At 72.2% G+C, this 17744-nt stretch carries 14 protein-coding genes; 5 read left to right on the top strand and 9 right to left on the bottom strand.

From position 1 onward, the window contains the following. The first annotated feature begins 767 nt into the window (after positions 1–767). From ACK1X7_RS41820 to ACK1X7_RS41810, 3 genes are all read left to right on the top strand, one after another. Positions 768–1475, top strand: a complete 708-nt coding sequence (locus tag ACK1X7_RS41820; RefSeq protein ID WP_413116495.1) for a peptide deformylase — start codon at positions 768–770, stop codon at positions 1473–1475. Positions 1476–1679: 204 nt separating this feature from the next. Then, positions 1680–2438: a GNAT family N-acetyltransferase gene (locus tag ACK1X7_RS41815; RefSeq protein ID WP_208518697.1), complete on the top strand. Its 759-nt coding sequence runs from the start codon at positions 1680–1682 to the stop codon at positions 2436–2438. After that, complete coding sequence (locus ACK1X7_RS41810) at positions 2435–3292, top strand: lysophospholipid acyltransferase family protein (protein WP_385157520.1); 858 nt, start codon at positions 2435–2437, stop codon at positions 3290–3292. The genes ACK1X7_RS41815 and ACK1X7_RS41810 overlap by 4 nt, the downstream gene beginning before the upstream one ends. A gap of 68 nt (positions 3293–3360) precedes the next feature. Here the strand turns inward: ACK1X7_RS41810 and paaK are convergent, their stop codons facing one another. Beyond that, positions 3361–4668, bottom strand: a complete 1308-nt coding sequence (paaK, locus tag ACK1X7_RS41805) for a phenylacetate--CoA ligase PaaK (RefSeq protein ID WP_385157523.1) — start codon at positions 4666–4668, stop codon at positions 3361–3363. A 230-nt stretch (positions 4669–4898) separates the two neighbouring features. Here paaK and ACK1X7_RS41800 point away from each other — a divergent pair, with 230 nt between their 5' ends. Next, the gene (locus ACK1X7_RS41800; protein WP_385157526.1) at positions 4899–5414 is read left to right on the top strand and encodes a hypothetical protein; all 516 of its coding nucleotides are present in this window, start codon (positions 4899–4901) and stop codon (positions 5412–5414) included. Between the two features lie 162 nt (positions 5415–5576). Here ACK1X7_RS41800 and ACK1X7_RS41795 read toward each other — a convergent pair whose 3' ends face one another. From ACK1X7_RS41795 to ACK1X7_RS41760, 8 genes are all read right to left on the bottom strand, one after another. Further along, complete coding sequence (locus tag ACK1X7_RS41795; RefSeq protein WP_398158989.1) at positions 5577–6353, bottom strand: sugar phosphate isomerase/epimerase family protein; 777 nt, start codon at positions 6351–6353, stop codon at positions 5577–5579. Next, positions 6350–8293, bottom strand: coding sequence for a DUF2264 domain-containing protein (locus ACK1X7_RS41790; protein WP_385151425.1), 1944 nt, complete (start codon positions 8291–8293; stop codon positions 6350–6352). The genes ACK1X7_RS41795 and ACK1X7_RS41790 overlap by 4 nt, the downstream gene beginning before the upstream one ends. 48 nt (positions 8294–8341) lie before the next feature. Further along, a complete protein-coding gene (locus tag ACK1X7_RS41785) occupies positions 8342–9373 on the bottom strand; it encodes a hydroxyacid dehydrogenase (protein WP_413116494.1) in 1032 nt (343 codons plus the stop codon). Then, positions 9370–10284 carry a carbohydrate ABC transporter permease gene (locus tag ACK1X7_RS41780; protein WP_413116493.1) on the bottom strand — a complete coding sequence of 305 codons (915 nt, stop codon included), beginning with the start codon at positions 10282–10284 and terminating at the stop codon, positions 9370–9372. The genes ACK1X7_RS41785 and ACK1X7_RS41780 overlap by 4 nt, the downstream gene beginning before the upstream one ends. Continuing rightward, positions 10284–11231 carry a carbohydrate ABC transporter permease gene (locus ACK1X7_RS41775; RefSeq protein ID WP_413116492.1) on the bottom strand — a complete coding sequence of 316 codons (948 nt, stop codon included), beginning with the start codon at positions 11229–11231 and terminating at the stop codon, positions 10284–10286. Before ACK1X7_RS41775 ends, ACK1X7_RS41780 begins: the two co-directional genes overlap by 1 nt. 73 nt (positions 11232–11304) lie before the next feature. After that, positions 11305–12663, bottom strand: a complete 1359-nt coding sequence (locus tag ACK1X7_RS41770; protein ID WP_413116491.1) for an ABC transporter substrate-binding protein — start codon at positions 12661–12663, stop codon at positions 11305–11307. Positions 12664–12763: 100 nt separating this feature from the next. Continuing rightward, entirely contained in the window at positions 12764–13846 is a 1083-nt protein-coding gene (locus tag ACK1X7_RS41765; protein ID WP_385151440.1) for a LacI family DNA-binding transcriptional regulator, read from the bottom strand. Positions 13847–13946: 100 nt separating this feature from the next. Further along, positions 13947–14486, bottom strand: coding sequence for a sigma-70 family RNA polymerase sigma factor (locus ACK1X7_RS41760; protein WP_385151443.1), 540 nt, complete (start codon positions 14484–14486; stop codon positions 13947–13949). Positions 14487–14627: 141 nt separating this feature from the next. On the opposite strand from ACK1X7_RS41760, the gene ACK1X7_RS41755 reads away from it, so the two are divergent. After that, positions 14628–17492 carry an AfsR/SARP family transcriptional regulator gene (locus ACK1X7_RS41755; protein ID WP_413116490.1) on the top strand — a complete coding sequence of 955 codons (2865 nt, stop codon included), beginning with the start codon at positions 14628–14630 and terminating at the stop codon, positions 17490–17492. Positions 17493–17744: the final 252 nt, after the last annotated feature.

Below are 17744 nucleotides of genomic sequence, written 5' to 3'. Positions count from 1 at the left end.
GGTCCGGGACGGAGCCCCGATTGCGGGGTCTGAGGCGAAACCCGGTTGCGGAGCCTGAGGCGAAGCCCCGGCTTCGGGGCCCTGGAGGGCGAAGCCCGGTTGCGGGGTCTGGGGCAGAGCCCCGGTTGCGGGGTCTGGGGCGGAGCCCGGTTGCGGGGTCTGGGGCGGAGCCCGGTTGCGGGGTCTGGGGCGGAGCCCCGGTTGCGGGGTCTGGGGCGGAGCCCCGGTTGCGGGGCCTGGGGCAGAGCCCCGGTTGCGGGGCCTGGGGCGGAGCCCCGGTTGCGGGGTCTGGGGCGGAGCCCCGGTTGCGGGGTCTGGGGCGGAGCCCCGGTTGCGGGGCCTGGGGCAGAGCCCCGGTTGCGGGGCCTGGGGCAGAGCCCCGGTTGCGGGGCCTGGGGCAGAGCCCCGGTTGCGGGGCCTGGGGCAGAGCCCCGGTTGCGGGGCCTGGGGCAGAGCCCCGGTTTCGGGAAGGGGCGGGGAGGGGCATAGCCCGCCGCAGGCGCCCAGCACCGTCGAACACGGCCTACGGCCAGGAAGGCTGCCGCCCCGCCGTGCACAACGGGGGAGCCCCGCGGGGCGGCAGCGGCCGAGCCGGGAGACTCGGCCGAGCCGCGGGGGCGTGGGATGTTCCCGGCGGCTCACCGGCGTCTACGGACCGCATCGGCGCCCTGTTCACCTTTTATCCGATGGTGAGCACCCGCCGCTTATGTGCACCCACCGCTTGAGCACCTGCCACGCCCCCGGTGATCGTCTGTCAGGCTGTCCCCATGCCGACCACCACCGTCTCCGAACTCGTCGACGAACTGCTCTCCGGGACCCGCCCGCTGCCGATCATCTCCGCGGGCGTCCCCGTGCTCCGGCAACCGGCCTTGCCGTACGAGGGCCAACTGACCGCGGACCAGTTGGACCGGCTGCTGGCGGCGATGCGGGAGACGATGCACTCCGCGCCCGGGGTGGGGGTCGCGGCCCCGCAGATCGGTGTGCCACTGCGGCTGGCGGTGATCGAGGACCCGGCGGAGGTGGCGGCCGAGGTGCGGGAGGCGCGCGACCGGGTGCCGCAGCCGTACCGGGTGCTGGTCAATCCCGTCTACGAACCGGTCGGCGACGGCCGGGCGGCGTTCTTCGAGGGGTGTCTGAGCATCCCCGGCTGGCAGGCCGTGGTCAGCCGCCCGGACCGGATCCGGCTGCGCGGGCAGGACGAGACGGGGCGGGAGCTGGACGAGGAGTTCACCGGCTGGCCCGCGCGGATCGTCCAGCATGAGACCGACCATCTCGACGGCGTCCTCTATCTGGATCTGGCCGAAACTCGTTCCCTGTCCTCGGCCCAGGCCGTCAGCGACTACTGGTCCCAGCCCACCCCCGCCACCGCCGCCCATTCACTCGGTTTCCCGCTCCGGACCGCCACCGGCACCGCCACCGGCACCGGCACCGGCACCGGCGATGACAGCGGCGGCACCGGCGCTACCGCTCCGTAACCACGGGCCGACCAGCGGCATGTGTTCGTCATCGACTGGCAGTCGCCGAATCACCACACGGACACTGTGACGTACGTCGCCACGGCAAGACTGGTGAAAGCCCGCAGTGCGCGCCGCCTCAGCGCACCGCACGGCGAGTGAGGCGTTTCTTCCGCTCTTCCCCAGTCCCCACCGCTCCTGACTTCCCTTGAACGGAGAACAGGAATGTCCGTGCTCACGACGTCCTCGACGACGGCGCCCACCAGCTCGTACGTCACCTCGATCGCCCACACCCAGGAGCAGATCCACGCCGCGCAGCGGCTGCGCTACCAGGTGTTCGGCGAGGAGAGGGGCGGCCGGCTGGACGCCGCGGTCGACGGCCGCGACGTGGACGAGTTCGACGAGATCATGGACCACCTGATCGTCACGGACACGGCGACGGGCACCGTGGTCGGCACCTACCGGCTGCTTCCCCCCGGGCGCAGCGAGCGGCTCTACTCGGACACCGAGTTCGATCTGCGCGGCCTTCCGACCGAGGTCCGCTCGTCCATGGTCGAGACCGGCCGGGCCTGTGTCCACGCCGACCACCGCACGGGCGCCGTCATCAACCTCATGTGGGCCGGTCTGGCCCGCTATGTGCTGCTGTCCGGCCATCGCTATCTCGCGGGCTGTGCCTCGGTTCCGCTCGCCGAGGGCGAGGGGGCCGCGGCCAACGCCTGGCTGCTGGGCACCAGCAAGCACGCCGCCCCGCCCGAGATGCGGGTCCACCCGCTCGACCCGTGGATACCCTCGCGGCCGCTGGACGGCGAGCCCAGCTACGCCGACCTGCCGCCGCTGCTCCGCGGCTACCTGCGGGTCGGCGCCTGGATGTGCGGCTCCCCGCAGCACGACCGGGCCTTCAACGACGCCGACTTCTTCGTGCTGCTGGACACCGAGCGGATGAACGACCGCTACCGCCGCTACTTCCTGGGTGAATCCCAGTGACCGACGCGGCCACGATGAGTCTGCCCGAGCACGCCTGGGCGGGCTGGTCCCCGTGCACTCCCGGCTGTGTCTCCCACGCCGCCGACCGCGTCCCGGCCACCCGGGGCGCCCGGCGGGCCGCCGTCTTCGTCGGGGCGGTGATGGGCGCGCTGCTGTCCGGCCGGCGGATCGCCGAGCCCGAGACGCTGCGGGCGCGGGCGGCGACGCTGCTGGACGCCCTCGGTATCCGGCTGGAGGTGACGGGCGACAGCACGCTCAGCGCGCCCGGCGGCACCGGCACGCTCGTCGTGGCGAACCACATCTCCTGGCTGGACATCCTCGCGCTGCTCGCGGTGGAGCCCGTGGTGATGCTGGCCAAGCGGGAGATCGCGGGCTGGCCGCTGATCGGCCCGCTGGCCACCCGCGCGGGGACGATGTACATCGACCGCGGCTCGCTGCGCGAACTCCCCGACACCGTACGGGAGATGGCGGCCCGACTGCGTGACGGCCAGTCGGTGATGGCCTTTCCGCAGGGCATCACCTGGTGTTCGGGCACGGGCGGCAGCTTCCGGCGGGCCACCTTCCAGGCCGCGCTGGACGCGGGCGCGCCGGTGCGACCGGTGACGCTGGAGTACGTCCAGCACGGTGTCCCGACCACGGTGGCCGCCTTCGTCGGCGAGGACGACTTCGGCGGCTCGCTGCGCCGGGTGCTGCGCGCCGACGGGCTCACGGTGCGGGTGGCCGTGCACCGTGCGCTGCGGCCGATGCGGGACGTGGACGACCGGCGCAGGGTCGCGGCACAGGCCCAGGCGACCGTCTGCGGGGCGCGGCTGCCCCTGCACCAGGAGTTCCCCGCTCTCGAACTGGCACGCTGAGCCCGTCCGCTCCGGGCCCTCCGTCCCGGGCGCCACGTCCCGTCCGAGGAGGGCGCCCGGGGCGGTGCTCAGCTCTCGGTGCGCCGGTCCCGGACCCGGCGGATCTTGCCCACGGAGCGCTCCAGCGTCTCCGGGTCCACGACCGCCACCTCCACCGTGAGCCCCACCCCGTCCTTCACTCCCCGCGCGATGGCCACCGCGGCGGCCGCGCGCTGCTCGGGGCCGGCGCCGGGGCGGGCCTCGATCCGCACCGCCATATGGTCCATCCGGCCGCGCCGGGTCAGCTCGAGCTGGAAGTGCGGGGCCACCGCCGGGACCCGCAGCACAATCTCCTCGATCTGGCTGGGGAAGACATTGACCCCGCGCACGATGAGCATGTCGTCACAGCGGCCGGTGATCTTCTGGATGCGCCGGAAGGCGGGGCGGGCGGTGCCGGGCAGCAGCCGGGTCAGATCGCGGGTGCGGTAGCGGATGACGGGGAGCGCTTCCTTGGTGAGGGTGGTGAAGGCCAGCTCCCCCTCCTCGCCGCCGGGCAGCACCGCGTCGGTGAACGGGTCGACGATCTCCGGGTAGAAGTGGTCCTCCCAGACATGCAGCCCGTCCTTGGTCTCCACGCACTCCTGGGCCACGCCGGGGCCGATCACCTCCGAGAGCCCGTATATGTCCACCGCGTGGATGTCCATGCGCTCCTCGATCTCCCGGCGCATCTCCTCCGTCCAGGGTTCGGCGCCGAAGATGCCGACCTGGAGGGAGGTGGAGCGGGGATCGACGCCCTGCCGCTCGAACTCGTCGAGGAGCGTCAGCAGATAGGACGGCGTGATCATGATGATCTCGGGCCTGAGGTCCTGGATGAGCCGCACCTGCCGGGCGGTCATCCCCCCGGAGGCGGGGATGACGGTGCAGCCGAGCCGCTCCGCGCCGTAGTGGGCGCCGAGGCCGCCGGTGAACAGGCCGTAGCCGTAGGAGATATGCACCTTGTGGCCGGGCCGGCCGCCGGCCGCGCGGATCGAGCGGGCGATCACCTCCGCCCAGACCGCCAGGTCGTGCTCGGTGTAGCCGACGAGGGTGGGGCGGCCGGTGGTGCCGCTGGAGGCGTGCAGCCGCCGCACCTCGCTCTGCTCGACGCCGAACATCCCGAAGGGGTAGGTGTCGCGCAGATCGTCCTTGGTGGTGAAGGGGAACCGGGCCAGGTCCTCCAGGGTGCGGCAGTCCTCGGGGCCGACCCCGGCCGCGCGGAACTTCCTGCGGTACAGCTCGACATGGTCGTACGCATGGCGCAAGGTGGCCCGCAGCCGGGTGAGCTGGAGCGCCCTCAGCTCCTCGGGGCTCATCCGCTCGGCGTCGTCGAGCGGGGCCACGCTCAGGGATTCCGCCATGGGCGTCCACCACCTCCGGTTGCCGACCGAACATTCGGTTACCATTCGGGCGCGGTCCAGTAATCCAGCATCCGACCTGGCTGTCAAGGGTCCGGACAGCCCGGCCGCGCCGGTACGCACCCGCCTGACGCGGAACGGCGGGAGGACGGTGAACGATCGGCTCCGACTCTCCGTATCCGTAGATGCGATGGACGCAGCCGCGACCCGGATCCGATGCGAGAGGGCCCTTTATGTACGACGCCGCCGACGCCGACGCTCCGCACCCGCTCCGGACCGCCGACCGCCCCCCGCGCCGCCATGGCCCGCGCGCGATGGCGGTCGCGGCGGCGGTGGGCGCGCTGCTGACCGTCGCCGGCTGCGGCGGGGACGGTAAGGCGGACGCCAAGGCGGAGACCGGGGGAAACGCCGCCCGGCCGAGCGCGAGCGCCGCGCCCAAGGCCGCGCGGGTGGAGCAGCTCGCCTCGGCCGCCGGCTGCGAGCCGGAGTTCACCACCAAGGTGGACGACTACCGGCAGGCCGTCTGCAAGAGCGCCAAGGGCAAGTTCCTCTTCCTCGACTTCGTCACCGCCAAGGGCCAGCGCGACTGGCTGGAGACCGCGCAGATGTACGGCGGGGTCTATCTGGTCGGCAACCGCTGGGTGCTGTCTTCCTCGCCCAGGAAGAACATGGAGAGGCTCCGGGACGAGTTCGGCGGCACCATCGAGGAGGAGACCTCCTACGGGGGCGCCTCCCGCGCCCCCCGGTGAGGATCTTTCCCCTCCCCGCCCCTTCCCGCAGCATCGCTATGCGGCTCCGCCTTCCAGCCCCTCCGGCGCTTGAGGAGCGGGGTCTGGGGCGGAGCCCCAGTTGCGGGAAGGGGCGGGGAGGGGAGCAGCCCGCCGCAGGCGTCACGACCCCCCGGACACCCCCTACACGTCGGCGAGCGCCCGCAACGTGGCCGCCTCCCGCGGCAGCAGCCGCTCGTCGTCGTCCGGGACGAACTCCAGCAGGACATCCAGCGGCGGGCCGTCGGCGGACACCGCGGCGCGGTGCGTGCGCAGCCGCTCGAAGGCGCTGCGCCACAGCGGGGCGCGGGCGGTCAGCGGCAGCCGGGTGGTCCCGGGCCACCAGGAGAAGGCGTGCACCGCGGCGATCCGGTCCCCCAGCGCGTCCAGCCCCTTCAGCGCCTCGGCGTCGGGCATGTCGACCGGCGGCTGCCAGTAGGTGGCGACCTCCGCGCGGTCCACCTCGTCCAGCAGCCGGAGGGTGTGGTCCGCGCCGTCGGTCAGGGTGTTGCGGTGGAATTCGTAGGCGAGTTCCACCCCCGCGTCCGCGGCGAGCGCGGCGGCGCGCCGAGTGTCCTCGACGACCGCGCGGCGCCCCTCGGGCGGGGTCTCGCGGGTGCCGGTGGCGCCCGCCCAGATCCGGATGCGCGGGGCACCGAGCGCCACGGCGGAGCGCAGCACCGCGTCGAACTCCTCCGGGTCGCTCCGCCCGGCGCGGTAGTAGGAGCCGTACGAGGCGACGGCGAGCCCGGCGGCCACGGTGGCGTCGCGGACCCGCCGGGCGGTGTCCTCGTCGCCGGGCGGCACATGGACATCACCGCCCCATTCGACGCACTCCAGGCCCGCCCCGGCCACGGCGGCGATCACCCGGTCCGGGTCGAGCCGGCGCAGCGTCACCGAGCAGATGCCGAGCCGCGTCATGCGCCCGCCTCCGTGACGGTGGGCACGTCACCCGCGCCGAAGTCCACCACGACGCCTTGGCCGTCCGGGAGCCGTACGGTGACCGCGAGCCCGGTCACCTCGGCGGTGGCGAGATCGGCGAGCGGGGCCGGGGCTCGTTCGCCGGTGAGCGAGGCCAGTGCGACGAAGAGGGTGCCGGCGGGGTCCTCGCCGACGGTGCCGGTGAGTTCGGGGACCAGGGCCCATGGCCCGTACGCGGTGCCCTGCGGCGCCCGGACCGCGGTGGCGCTCTGCCAGCCGTGCAGTCCGAGGAGCTGACCGGCCACCTCCTCCCCGTCCAGCCGTATCTCGGCGCCCTGTTCGGTCTCGGCCGGGGAGCCCGGGGGCAGTGCGACGGCCCAGCCGCTGTGGTGGATCCGGGTCCCGGCGGGGACGCCGACCGCGCGGTGGACGCGCACTTCGAGCCGGCCGCGGACCAGGGTCAGGCTGTCGACGCGCATCGAGGGCACCTTGGGGCCGGCGTCGGGGAAGGCGGGGGTGTGGGAGGAGGCGAGCCAGTCGGGGCCCGCGGCCAGCGGGTGGATGCGCAGCCGGGCGCTGCGCACTCCGCGCACCTCGATGGCGATGTGGTTGTCGGGGGTGTTGTCCGCGCTGGTGGGCCCGGTGCGGGTGGAGTAGGCGAGCCGGGCGTAGAGCGGGTCGGCGGGTCCGTGCTCGGCCTCCCAGGGGCGGAGCTTGTAGCTGCCGTGGTTGTGCAGCCGCACCAGCCCGTCCCGGCCCGTGGTCTGGACGAGGAACCCGGCGGCGGGCAGCGCCACCGCCCGGTCCCGGCCCTCGGCGGGCGCGGCCTCCTCGGTGGCGGTCCACACCGGGTGGTCGGGCGGGAGCAGCAGGCCGAGGAACCCCTTGGAGGCCCAGTAGGGCGAGCCGGGCCCGGAGTAGCGCTGGAGGGTCGCGGCGTGCGGCCCGTACCAGCCCAGGCTCAGCACCCCGTCCTCGGTCAGCGCCCCGCGGTCCAGGAAGTGGCGCAGCGCTCCGCTGAGGACGCGGCGGGTGGCCCCGGGGGCGAGGGGGGTGTGGCCGGTGAGGGCGCCGAGGGCCACCGAGGCGACGGCGGCGAAGCGGTAGGTGAGGGAGCGTCCGTGGTGGATGGGGGCGCCGTCGCCGTCGAAGAGCAGCGAGAAGCCGTCGAGGAAGGTGCGCAGCCGGGGGCCGAGCCGGTCCAGCAGCGCTTGGTCGGCGGCCAGATGGGCGTGGAGCAGCGGGTACATGTGCAGCGCCCAGCCGTTGTAGTGGTCGAACGACCGCCCGTCGCCGTCGGAGTACCAGCCCTGGCCCTCGTACCAGCCCTCCAGGAGGCCGAGCCCGCGCTCGATGGCGCGCGCCGTCTCCGCGTCACCGCGTCCGACTGACTGAAGGAAACCGGCGACGGTGAGGGGGAAGAGATACCAGTTGTTGGGGGCGGGCTGATGGCGCAGCGCACCGCGCAGCCACTCCTCGGTGCGGTCCTGGGCGTCGGACGGCAGGGTCTCCCAGGTCCACGGCGCGGTCAGCCGCAGGCCCAGGGCCACGGACGCGGACTCCACCATGGGCTGACCGTGGGCGCCGTGATGGCCGATCACCGGCCAGGACTCGGCGTCCTCGCGCCCGGGGGTGAGGGTGCCGCGGGCGATGCCCGCGGTGTAGCGCTCCAGGAAGCCGTGCTGGTCCTTGCCCGCGGCCCCGGCGGTGCGGAAGGCGGCGAGGAGGAAGGTGCGGGCGAACCCTTCGAGCCCATCGGAGCGCACCCCGGACCTCGACGGGGGGCCGGGCAGGTCGATCAGGCCGTGGCCGGGGGTGGCGTAGCGGAGGGCGGCGTGCAGCATGCCGTCCGCGGCGGCCTCCCAGTGGGCGCGGGTGTAGCCGGTGTGGGGGCTGAGGGTGCGGTCGTCGGCGGGGAGGGGGAAGGGGAGCTCGGGCATGGCGGGGTGGGCCTCCTGAGGTCGCGGGACGTGAGAGGGCGCGTCCTCTCACGCCGAGCGGTCGAGGATCTCCGGTCGTACGGGGTGGGCGAAGCCGCGGCCGGTGACATAGTTCTCGATCTCGCCGATGGCGAGGTCGGCCAGGCGGCGCAGCTCACCGCTCTTGGATCCGGCGATATGCGGGGTGATCAGCGCGTTGTCGCAGTCGTACAGCGGTGAGGCGGCGGGCAGCACCTCCGGCACGGTGACATCGAGGACGGCGCGGATCCGCCCGGCCACCAGTTCCTCGGTGAGCGCGTCCTGGTCCACCACCGCCCCGCGCGCGGTGTTGATGAGCGTGGCGCCGTCCGGCATGGCGGCCAGCAGCTCCCGGCTGACCAGCCCCTCGGTGGCGGGCAGCAGGGGGGTGTGGACGCTGATGACATCGCTGCCGGCGAAGAGTTCCCGCAGGCCGACCGGGACCGCGCCGAGTTCCCGCGCCTCCTGAGCCGTGACAAACGGGTCGTACAGCCGCAGGTCGAGGTCGTACGGGCGCAGCAGCTCGAGCACCCGGCGGCCGATGACGGAGGCGCTGAGGATGCCCACCGTGCGGCGGTAGTTGCCGGCGTCCGGATAGCGCTCGTTCCAGTCGATCGTGCGCCGCTCGGCGCGGTAGTCCCGGGCGATGTCCAGGATCCGCTTGTTGGACAGCAGGATCATGGCGACGGTGTATTCGGCGACGGGTACGGCGTTGGCCGCGGCCGCCGAGGAGACCGCGATACCGCGCTCCCAGCAGGCGTCGGTGATGTGGTGGCGCACGGTGCCCGCGGTGTGGACGACGGCGCGCAGCCGGGGCGCGGCGTCGAGTGCGCGGCGGTCCAGGGGCGGGCAGCCCCAGCCGGTGACCAGCAGTTCCGCGTCGGCGAGGGCGCGGCGCGCGGCCGGGGTGGTGAAGTCGTCGAGGACGAGGCCGGGGTCGAGGTCGAGGAGTTCGGTGAGCCGGTCCATACTCCCGGATCCGAGCACCTGCCGGGCGGAGCGCTCGGCCATGGCCAGGGCGGCCCGGGGGCGGTGGCGGGCGGAGAGGTGCGGGTCGGTCACTTGACGCTCCCTGCGGTCAGTCCGGACTTCCAGTAGCGCTGAAGCATCACGAACGCCACGATCAGCGGCACGACGGCGAGCAGTGAGCCGATGACCACGAGCGGGTAGTACTCGGGCGAGACGGTGGCGGCGCTGTTCCAGGTGTAGAGGCCGAGGCTGAGCGGATACAGGTGCTGGTCGGAGAGCATCACCATCGGAAGGAAGAAGTTGTTCCAGATGGCGGTGAGCTGAAAGAGGAAGACGGTCACGAATCCGGGCCCGAGCATCCGCAGGCTGACCCGCACATAGGTCTGGAGTTCGCCCGCGCCGTCGACCCGGGACGCCTCCAGCACCTCGTTGGGCACATAGCCGCTGCTGAGCAGGCGGGCGAGATAGACGCCGAAGGGGTTGAAGAGCACCGGGATGAACACCGACCAGAAGGTGTTGACCATGCCGATGTTGGAGGCCACCAGATAGAGCGGCAGGGCCAGCACGGTCGGCGGCACCATCACGCCGGTGAGCACGAGGCCGAACAGTTTCTCCTTGTGCCGGAACTCGTACTTGTCGAAGGCGTAGCCCGCGGCGACGCTGATGAGCGAGCCGACCAGGGCGCCGACGACCGCGTACAGCAGGCTGTTGATGTACCACTCGCCGTAGAGCCCGCCGCCCATGGAGAACAGGTCGGAGAGGTTGCGGCCGAAGGAGAAGTCGCCGAAGGAGAGGATGTCGCTGCCGAAGAGGGCGTCGGCGTTCTTGGTGGACGCCAGCACCAGCCACAGCGCGGGCAGCATGGTGTAGAGGGCGGCGATCAGGACCACCGCGTTGGCGATGCCACGGCTGGTCAGCTTGGAGCGCCCGAAGGGCTTGCCGAGCGGTCTGGCCGGCGGTCCCTGGGGGGCGTTCACGGGGGTGGTGGGTGTGGTCGTGGTCATCACGCTCTCCGTTCCCGGCGGCCCGACCAGCGCGTCACGGCATACGACAGGACGCAGGTGACGATCAGGAGGATGACGGAGGCCGCGGAGGCGAGTCCGTAGTTGTTGCGGCGGAAGGCCGCGTCGTAGATGTACATGTTCGGGGTGAAGCGGGAGTTGACCATCGGGGTGGCCTGGTTCATCAGCATGGGTTCGGTGAACAACTGGAGCGCGGCGATCAGGGAGAACATGCACACCATGACGAGGGAGCCCCTGATGATGGGCACCTTGACCTGGAGCGCGGTGCGGATGCCCCCGGCGCCGTCGATGGTCGCCGCCTCGATCACCTCACGCGGCAGCGCCTGGAGCGCGGCATAGAAGATGATCATGTTGTAGCCGAGCCCGCTCCACAGGGCGATATTGACGATCGACGGGAGCACGGTGTGCAGACCGAGGAAGTCGATGGTGATATCGGCCTGGGCGAAGAGTTTGATGACCGGGCTGAGCCCCGGGGTGTAGAGGTACAGCCAGATGACGGCCGCGATGATGCCGGGCACGGCGTGCGGCAGATAGACCAGCATCTGGGCGGTCCGCCGCAGCCGGACCAGGCCCGAGTCGAGCAGCAGGGCGAGCGCGAGCGCGCTGATGACCACGAGCGGGACGAAGATCACGCAGTAGAGGGCGATGGTGCCGAACCCGGAGAGGAAGCTGGGGTCCTCCAGCACCGAGAGATAGCTGCGCAGTCCGGTGAAGACGGTGCGTCCGCCGCCGAAGCCGAGTCCCTCGTGGTCCTCGGAGAAGAGGCTGAGGTAGATGGCGTAGCCGACGGGGACCAGGAACACGGCGACGAGCAGCGCCGTGAAGGGGGTCAGCAGAACGGCGGCGGCGAACCTCTGCTGGCGTCGTCCGGTTCTGCGGGGCGGGTCGGCGGCGACCGCCGATGGCGGCGCCGCCCCTTTCGAGGACATGACAGTGCTCATGGATTACCTCGGCTCAGGCGGGAAGAGGTGCGGCTCGGGGTGAGACGGGAGAAGAGGGGATTCAGCGGGTGGTGACCGACAGGCCGAGGCTCTTCAGATCGGGCATCGTCCGGCTCTGGGCATCGCGCAGGGCTTTGAGGATGTCGCCGCTGCCGGCCCCCGCCTTCGCCAGCCCGTCGTCACCGGAGCTGGTGGTCGAGGTCATCCGCGGGCCCCACTTCCAGGTGGGCGCGATCCGCTCGGCCTCCTTCTGGAAGAGACCGAAGATGTCCTGGCCGGAGTAGTAGCTGGTGTCCATCTCCTTACGGGCGACCGGCACCAGGCTGGGCACGGACGGGAAGGCGCTGCTGACGCCGCTGGCGAGCTTGGCCTTCAGGGCGCCGGGGCTGGTCACCATCCAGGAGATGAACTCCATGGCCTCCTTGGGGTGCCGGCTGTCCTTGGTGACCATGAAGGTCGAGCCGCCCTGGGTGCTCACCTTGGGCTTCGCCGGATCCCACTGCGGCATCGGCGCGATGGCCCATTTGCCCTTGCCGTCGGGGGTGGACGCCATCATCGAGCCCGCGGCCCAGGCGCCCGCCAGGTAGCCGGCCGTCTCCCCGCTGCGCAGATGGGCCCGCCACTGCTGGCTGGACCCGGGCTCGACCCGCACCAGATCGTCGTCCATCAGCCGCTGCCAGTAGCCCGCGACCTTACGGGTGGGGGCGTCGTCCATGGAGATCTGCCAGGTGTCCCCGACGGTGTCGTACCACTTCGCCCCGGCCTGCCAGGCGTAGCCCGCCATATAGAGGGTGCCGCCGGTGGTGAAGAGGCTGGCGATACGGGACCGGGGCTGGGCCTGCTTGAGCTTGCGGGCCGAACTCTCGAACTGCGCCCAGGTCTTGGGGACCGGGATGTGGTTCTTGGTGAAGATGTCCTTGCGGTACAGGAAGACCATCGGCTCGATGTCCACCGGTACGGCGTAGGTGCGCCCGTCGAAGGTGGTGAGGTCCAGCGCCTGCGGCAGGATCTTCTTGCGTACCGAGTCGGGCAGCAGCTTGGTGATGTCCCGGGGCACGCCGTCGATGGTGAAGCCGGGCAACTGGGGGTATTCGATGGTGGCCACGTCGGGGGAGTTGCCCGCGCGCGCGGCGTTGCTGAGCTTGGTCCAGCCGCCCTGCTCCCCGGAGGGGACCTGCTGGAATTCGACTTTGATGTCGTCGTGGGTGCGGTTGAACTCGTCGACGACTTCCTGACTGCCGCGCAGCGCCGACCAGAAGGTCAGCCGTACGGGACCGTCGCCGACGGTGTCGGATCCGCGACTTGTCGAGAAACCCGAGCAGCCCGCCAGAACGAGGGCGAGCAGCGTGAGCAGTGCGGTGGTGCCCGCCGTCGCCCGGCGTCCGGTTGCCGAGCGACCTGGGCGTCTATGACCAGGCATGGGCCCTCCCCTGATTCAGCGGTGGAGTCAGGGGAATCTTGAGCGCTTGACTGAAAAGCCGTCAATACATCGAACAGAAGAAACTAAAGCGGTCAAACAATCAGAGAAGCGGGGCGGTGGAATCCCGGACCACCAGCTCCGGCAGCAGCTCCAGATGGCGGGCGGCCCCGGCCCACCGCCCGGCCCGCGTCCGCTCCAACTGGCGGGTCAGCAGCTCCAGCGCGGCCTGGCCGACCTCACCCTTGGGCGGGGCCACGGCCGTCAGCGCGATCTGCCCCATATCGGCCACCACATCGTTGTACGCGACCACCGAGCAGTCGCGCGGCACCTCGACACCCGCCTCGCGCAGCCGCTGGACCAGCACCAGCGCGTCCATGTCGCCGTGGATCAGCGCGGCGGTGGCCCCGGCCCGGCGCACCGCGTCGGCCAGGTCGGCCTCCCCCGCGTCGCGCGGGCGCGGATCGGGCCCGGCGGTGCGCGAGCTGAGCATCACCGGGCACCCCTCACGGATGCCACGGGCCGCGGTCTGCGCCGCGAACTCCGAGCGGATCACCCGTGCGGTGGGGCTGTCGTCGCGCGCCGCGAGCACGATCCGCCGATGCCCCAGCGAGGTCAGATGCTCGAGCGCCAGATGCACTCCGTACGCGTGGTCCGAGCGCACACAGTCCAGGCCGTAGATGGCGCTGCCCCGGTGGGGCCGGCGCTCCACCAGCACCACGGGGAGCTCCAGGGTGCCGAGCCAGGCGTGGTCAGCCCGCTCCTCCGCCTCGGTGCGCCAGCGCGGTGAGAGCAGCAGGCCCCGCGCGCCCGCGTCCAGCGCCTGGCTGACCGCGCGCTCGGTGCCGCGCTCGTCCGCGGCGATGTGCAGCGCGAGCCGCAGTCCGGCCTTCTCGGCGGCCTCGCGCGCCGCCTGGACGGCCTCGGTCAGATAGGTGTTGCGCTCGGGGACCACCATGCCGATGGTGTCGCCGGTGGCGGTGGACTCCTGGGCCATCGGCCGCAGCGAGCGCGCCACCCCGTGGCCGCGGCGCACCTCCCCGCGCTGGGCCAGCTCCTCCACGTCCCGCCGTACGGTGACCACGGACACCGCCAGCTCATCCGCGAGATCGGTGATCCGCGCGCTGCCCCGGGCCTCCACCAGTGCCGCGATCCGCGCCTGCCGCTTCTGCGCCGACTCCCGCATGTTCCCCACCCCTGACGCGATCGGCTTTCGTCTGTACTCGAAACACCGCCATAGTAGCGATCATTCGATCAGAAAGCAGTCGGCGGGTATCCGGAGGTGGTCAGCACTCGGTGACGCCACGCTCCCGCAGGGCCGTCCGCAGGGCCCGTGTCGCGTAGTACGTCCGCGATTTGATCGTTCCGGGCGGCACCCCGAGCGCCCGGGCCGTCTGGCCGACACTGCGGTCCAGGTAGTGCAGATGCAGCAGCACCTCCCTTTGCGGAGGCGCCAGGTCGGCCAGCGCGTCCCACACCAGCCGGGCGGTGAGCGCTTGATCGACCGCGTCCGGCGCCGCCAGCAGCGCCATCTCCGCCTCACCGGCCATCTCCACCGGCCGCTCCGCCTGGTCCTGGTGGCCATCGGTCACCAGGTCGCTGACCACGGTGAACAGCCGGTTACGGACGGTGTCGTCCATGGGGCCGACGTCCATGGGGCGCTGCCAGGCGTGGATCGCCACCTCCTGCACGATGTCCTGCGCCCGGTGCCAGTCCCCGCCCAGCATCCGGGCAGCCAGCCGGTGCAGTGCCGAACCGTGCCGTCGGTACAGCGTCCTTAAGTAGATGTCGGCGTCGGTCGTGACGGCCGCCGTGCGGATGTTCATGGTCTCGTTCCCCCCGAGGCTGATGTGTCAATGGCGCGAGCGTAAAAGAAGGGCGACGCCGATTGAGTGACGAAAGTCTGACGTCGTACGGCGGCCGGAAGAACGCGGTGCCCGAAACGGGCTCGACTAAGATCCCTAGTTGTGCGATTTACGGTGGTAGGCCCGGTCAGGGCGTGGCGTGACGAGGTCGAACTGGACCTGGGTCCGCCCAAACAGCGAGCCCTGCTCGCACTGCTGCTGGTGCGGGCGGGACAGCCCGTCTCGCTCGGCGAAATCGTCGATGTGCTCTGGGCGCAGGATCCGCCGAGCACCGCGGTGAATGTGGTGCACCGCCATGTGGGATCGGTGCGCCGGCTGCTGGAACCCGGTCTGCCGACGCGGGCCGAGGGCAGCCGGCTGGTGCGCAGCTCGGGCGGCTACCGGCTGAACGCCGACGCGGACGCGCTGGATCTGCTGCGCTTCCGGGAGCTGAGCGAATCGGCGCGGCGCACCGCCGCCGAGGGCCGGCCGGAGCGGGCGGCCGAGCTCTTCTCACAGGCGCTCGCCCTGTGGCAGGGGCCGACCGCCACCGGAGTCCCGCCCGACATCCAGTCCCATCCCGTCTTCTCCGGTGTCGACCGGGAACTTCTGGCCATCGCCAAGGAGGCCGCCACCACGGCGCTGGCGGCCGAGGTTCCGGAGCAACTGCCCACCGTGCTCCAGCAGTTCGCCGCCCACCATGCGCTGGACGAGACCCTCCAGGCCCAGTTGATCCGGGTACTCGCCGCCACCGGACGGCGGGCCGAGGCGCTGGAGGTCTTCTCGACCGCGCGCGACCGGCTGGCCGATCAGCTCGGCGTCCCGCCCGGCCGCGAGCTGCGCGCCGCCCATCGCGAGGTGGTGCCCCGGTCGACCCCGGCCCCCGCCGAGCCGGTCCAGCCGGCCCCTCCGGCGGCGCCGCCCGACCCGGTGATCCGCCCGGCGCAGCTCCCGCCCGACCTGCCCGCGTTCAGCGGACGCCATGCCGAACTCGCCGGTGTCCATACTCTGCTGCCCGAGGGCGCCGACGCCGGATCACCGGGTCCGGTGATCATCAGCGCGATCGACGGGATGGCCGGGATCGGCAAGACCACGCTGGCCGTGCACTGGGCCCACCGGATCGCCCACCGCTTTCCGGACGGGCAGCTCTACGCCAATCTGCGCGGCTTCGATCCGACCGGTTCGATGATGTCGCCGAACGAGGCGCTGCGGGCGTTCCTCCACGCGCTGGGGATTCCGCCGAACCGGGTGCCCACGGGGCTCGACGCCAAGACCGCGCTGTACCGCAGTCTGCTGGCGGGGCGGCGGATGCTGATCCTGCTGGACAACGTGGTGGACTCCCAGCACGTCCGGCCGCTGCTGCCCGGCTCCCCCGGCTGTCTGACCATCGTCACCAGCCGCAATCAGCTCCACGGTCTGATAGCGAGCGAGGGGGCCCGTCCCCTTACTCTGGGGCCGCTGTCCCCGGCCGAGTCCCATGAGGCGCTGGTCCGGCGACTGGGCACGGACCGGGTCGCCGCGGAGCCGCAGGCGGTGGCCACCATCATCCGGCTGTGCGGGCGGCTGCCGCTCGCGCTGGCGGTGGTGGCCGCCCGGGCCGCGACCCGTCCGTCCTTTCCCCTTTCTTCTGTCGCCGCGGAGTTGCGCGAGAGCCAGGGGAACCTCGACGCGTTCGCGGGCGCCGATCCGAGCACCGACGCGCGCAGCGTCTTCTCCTGGTCCTACCGGGCCCTGGACCGGGAGGCCGCCCGGCTGTTCCGGCTGCTCGCCCTCCATCCGGGGCCCGAGGTCTCCGCCGCCGCGGCCGCGAGCCTGGCCGGGCTCCCGCTCCGGGTCACCCGTGCCCTGCTGACCGCGCTCACCTGCGCCCATCTGCTGGTGGAGCACGCCCCGGGCCGCTACACCTTCCACGATCTGCTGCGGGCCTACGCCATGGAGCTGGTCCAGGACCACGACACGGACGAGATCCGCCACGACGCCCGGCACCGGATGTTCGACCACTATCTGCACACCGCGCGCACCGCCGCCACGCTGCTCGCCCCGCACCGCACCGAACCGCTGCCGCTGTCCCCGGCCCGGCCCGACGCCGCGCCCGAACACCTCGGCGGCCAGGACCGCGCCGAGGCATGGCTCTCGGCCGAGCGGGTCGTGCTGCTGTCGGTCGTCGAGCACGCCCGCGACCACGGATTCCCGTCCCACGCCTGGCGGTTGGCGGTCACACTGGAGCTCTTCCTGGACCGGCGCGGCCACTGGCAGGAGCAGACCGCCATCCAGCGCACCGCGCTGGGGGCGGCCCGAGCCCTGTCCGACCGGCTCGGCCGGGCGCACAGCCACCGCACCCTGGGGTTCGCCGAGGGACGGCTGGGCCGGTACGAGGAGGGGTGCGGCCATCTGGAGCGGGCGCTGGAGCTGTTCACGGAGCTGGGCGAGGCGGGCGGACAGGCCCGCACCCTGCGCTCGCTGGCCTTTCTGTCCAACACCCAGGGCCGCTACCAGGAGGCGCTGGACCACTACCGGCCCGCGCTCGGCCACTACCGCGCCGCGGCACACCTCAGCGGACAGGCCAGTGTGCTCAACGAGATCGGCTGGACCCATATCCTCCGCGGTGAGTACGAGCACGCGCTGTCCCACTGCCGCCAGGCCGTCGAACTGCACCGGCGGATCGGCGACGCGGCCGGCGAGGCCGCCGCGCTGGACAGCCTGGGGTACGCGTACCACCACATCGGACGGTATGAGCCCGCCCTCACCTCATACGGCCGGGCGCTCGCCATCTACCGCGAGATCAGCGACCGGTATCTGGAGGCCGACACCCTGCACCACCAGGGGGACACCCGGCTGGCCCAGGGCGACCTGGCCACCGCGCTCATCGACTGGCGCGGGGCCCTGGAGATTCTCCAGGAGCTGAACCACCCCGATGCCCGGGTCCTCGACGGCAAACTGGGGCAGTACCGGCAGTCACCGCATCCGGCCTCGGCTCTCAGCGGATGACGGGGCCTGGTGGGCGTGGTCTTCCGCGCTGTCGTATCCACGGCGGGGCGCCTCCGGGTCGTCGGGACGGTGCGCGGCGGGCCGCTCGGGAGCGGCCGGGCACCGGGTTCTCCCTGCCGTACGTACGGGCCCGGTGAGTTGCTCAACCGGGCGGGAAAAAAACTTCTCAACACCCCCGCGGTTCGCGGCCGCGCAGGGTAGCAGCCGGAAGTGATCTCTGTCCCGGCTTTATTCACTGGTGATGAGGTCTCC

Source organism: Streptomyces sp. CY-1, assembly GCF_047218265.1.
Taxonomy (GTDB): Bacteria; Actinomycetota; Actinomycetes; order Streptomycetales; family Streptomycetaceae; genus Streptomyces; species Streptomyces niphimycinicus.
This window is presented reverse-complemented; position numbering and strand designations above follow the sequence as displayed.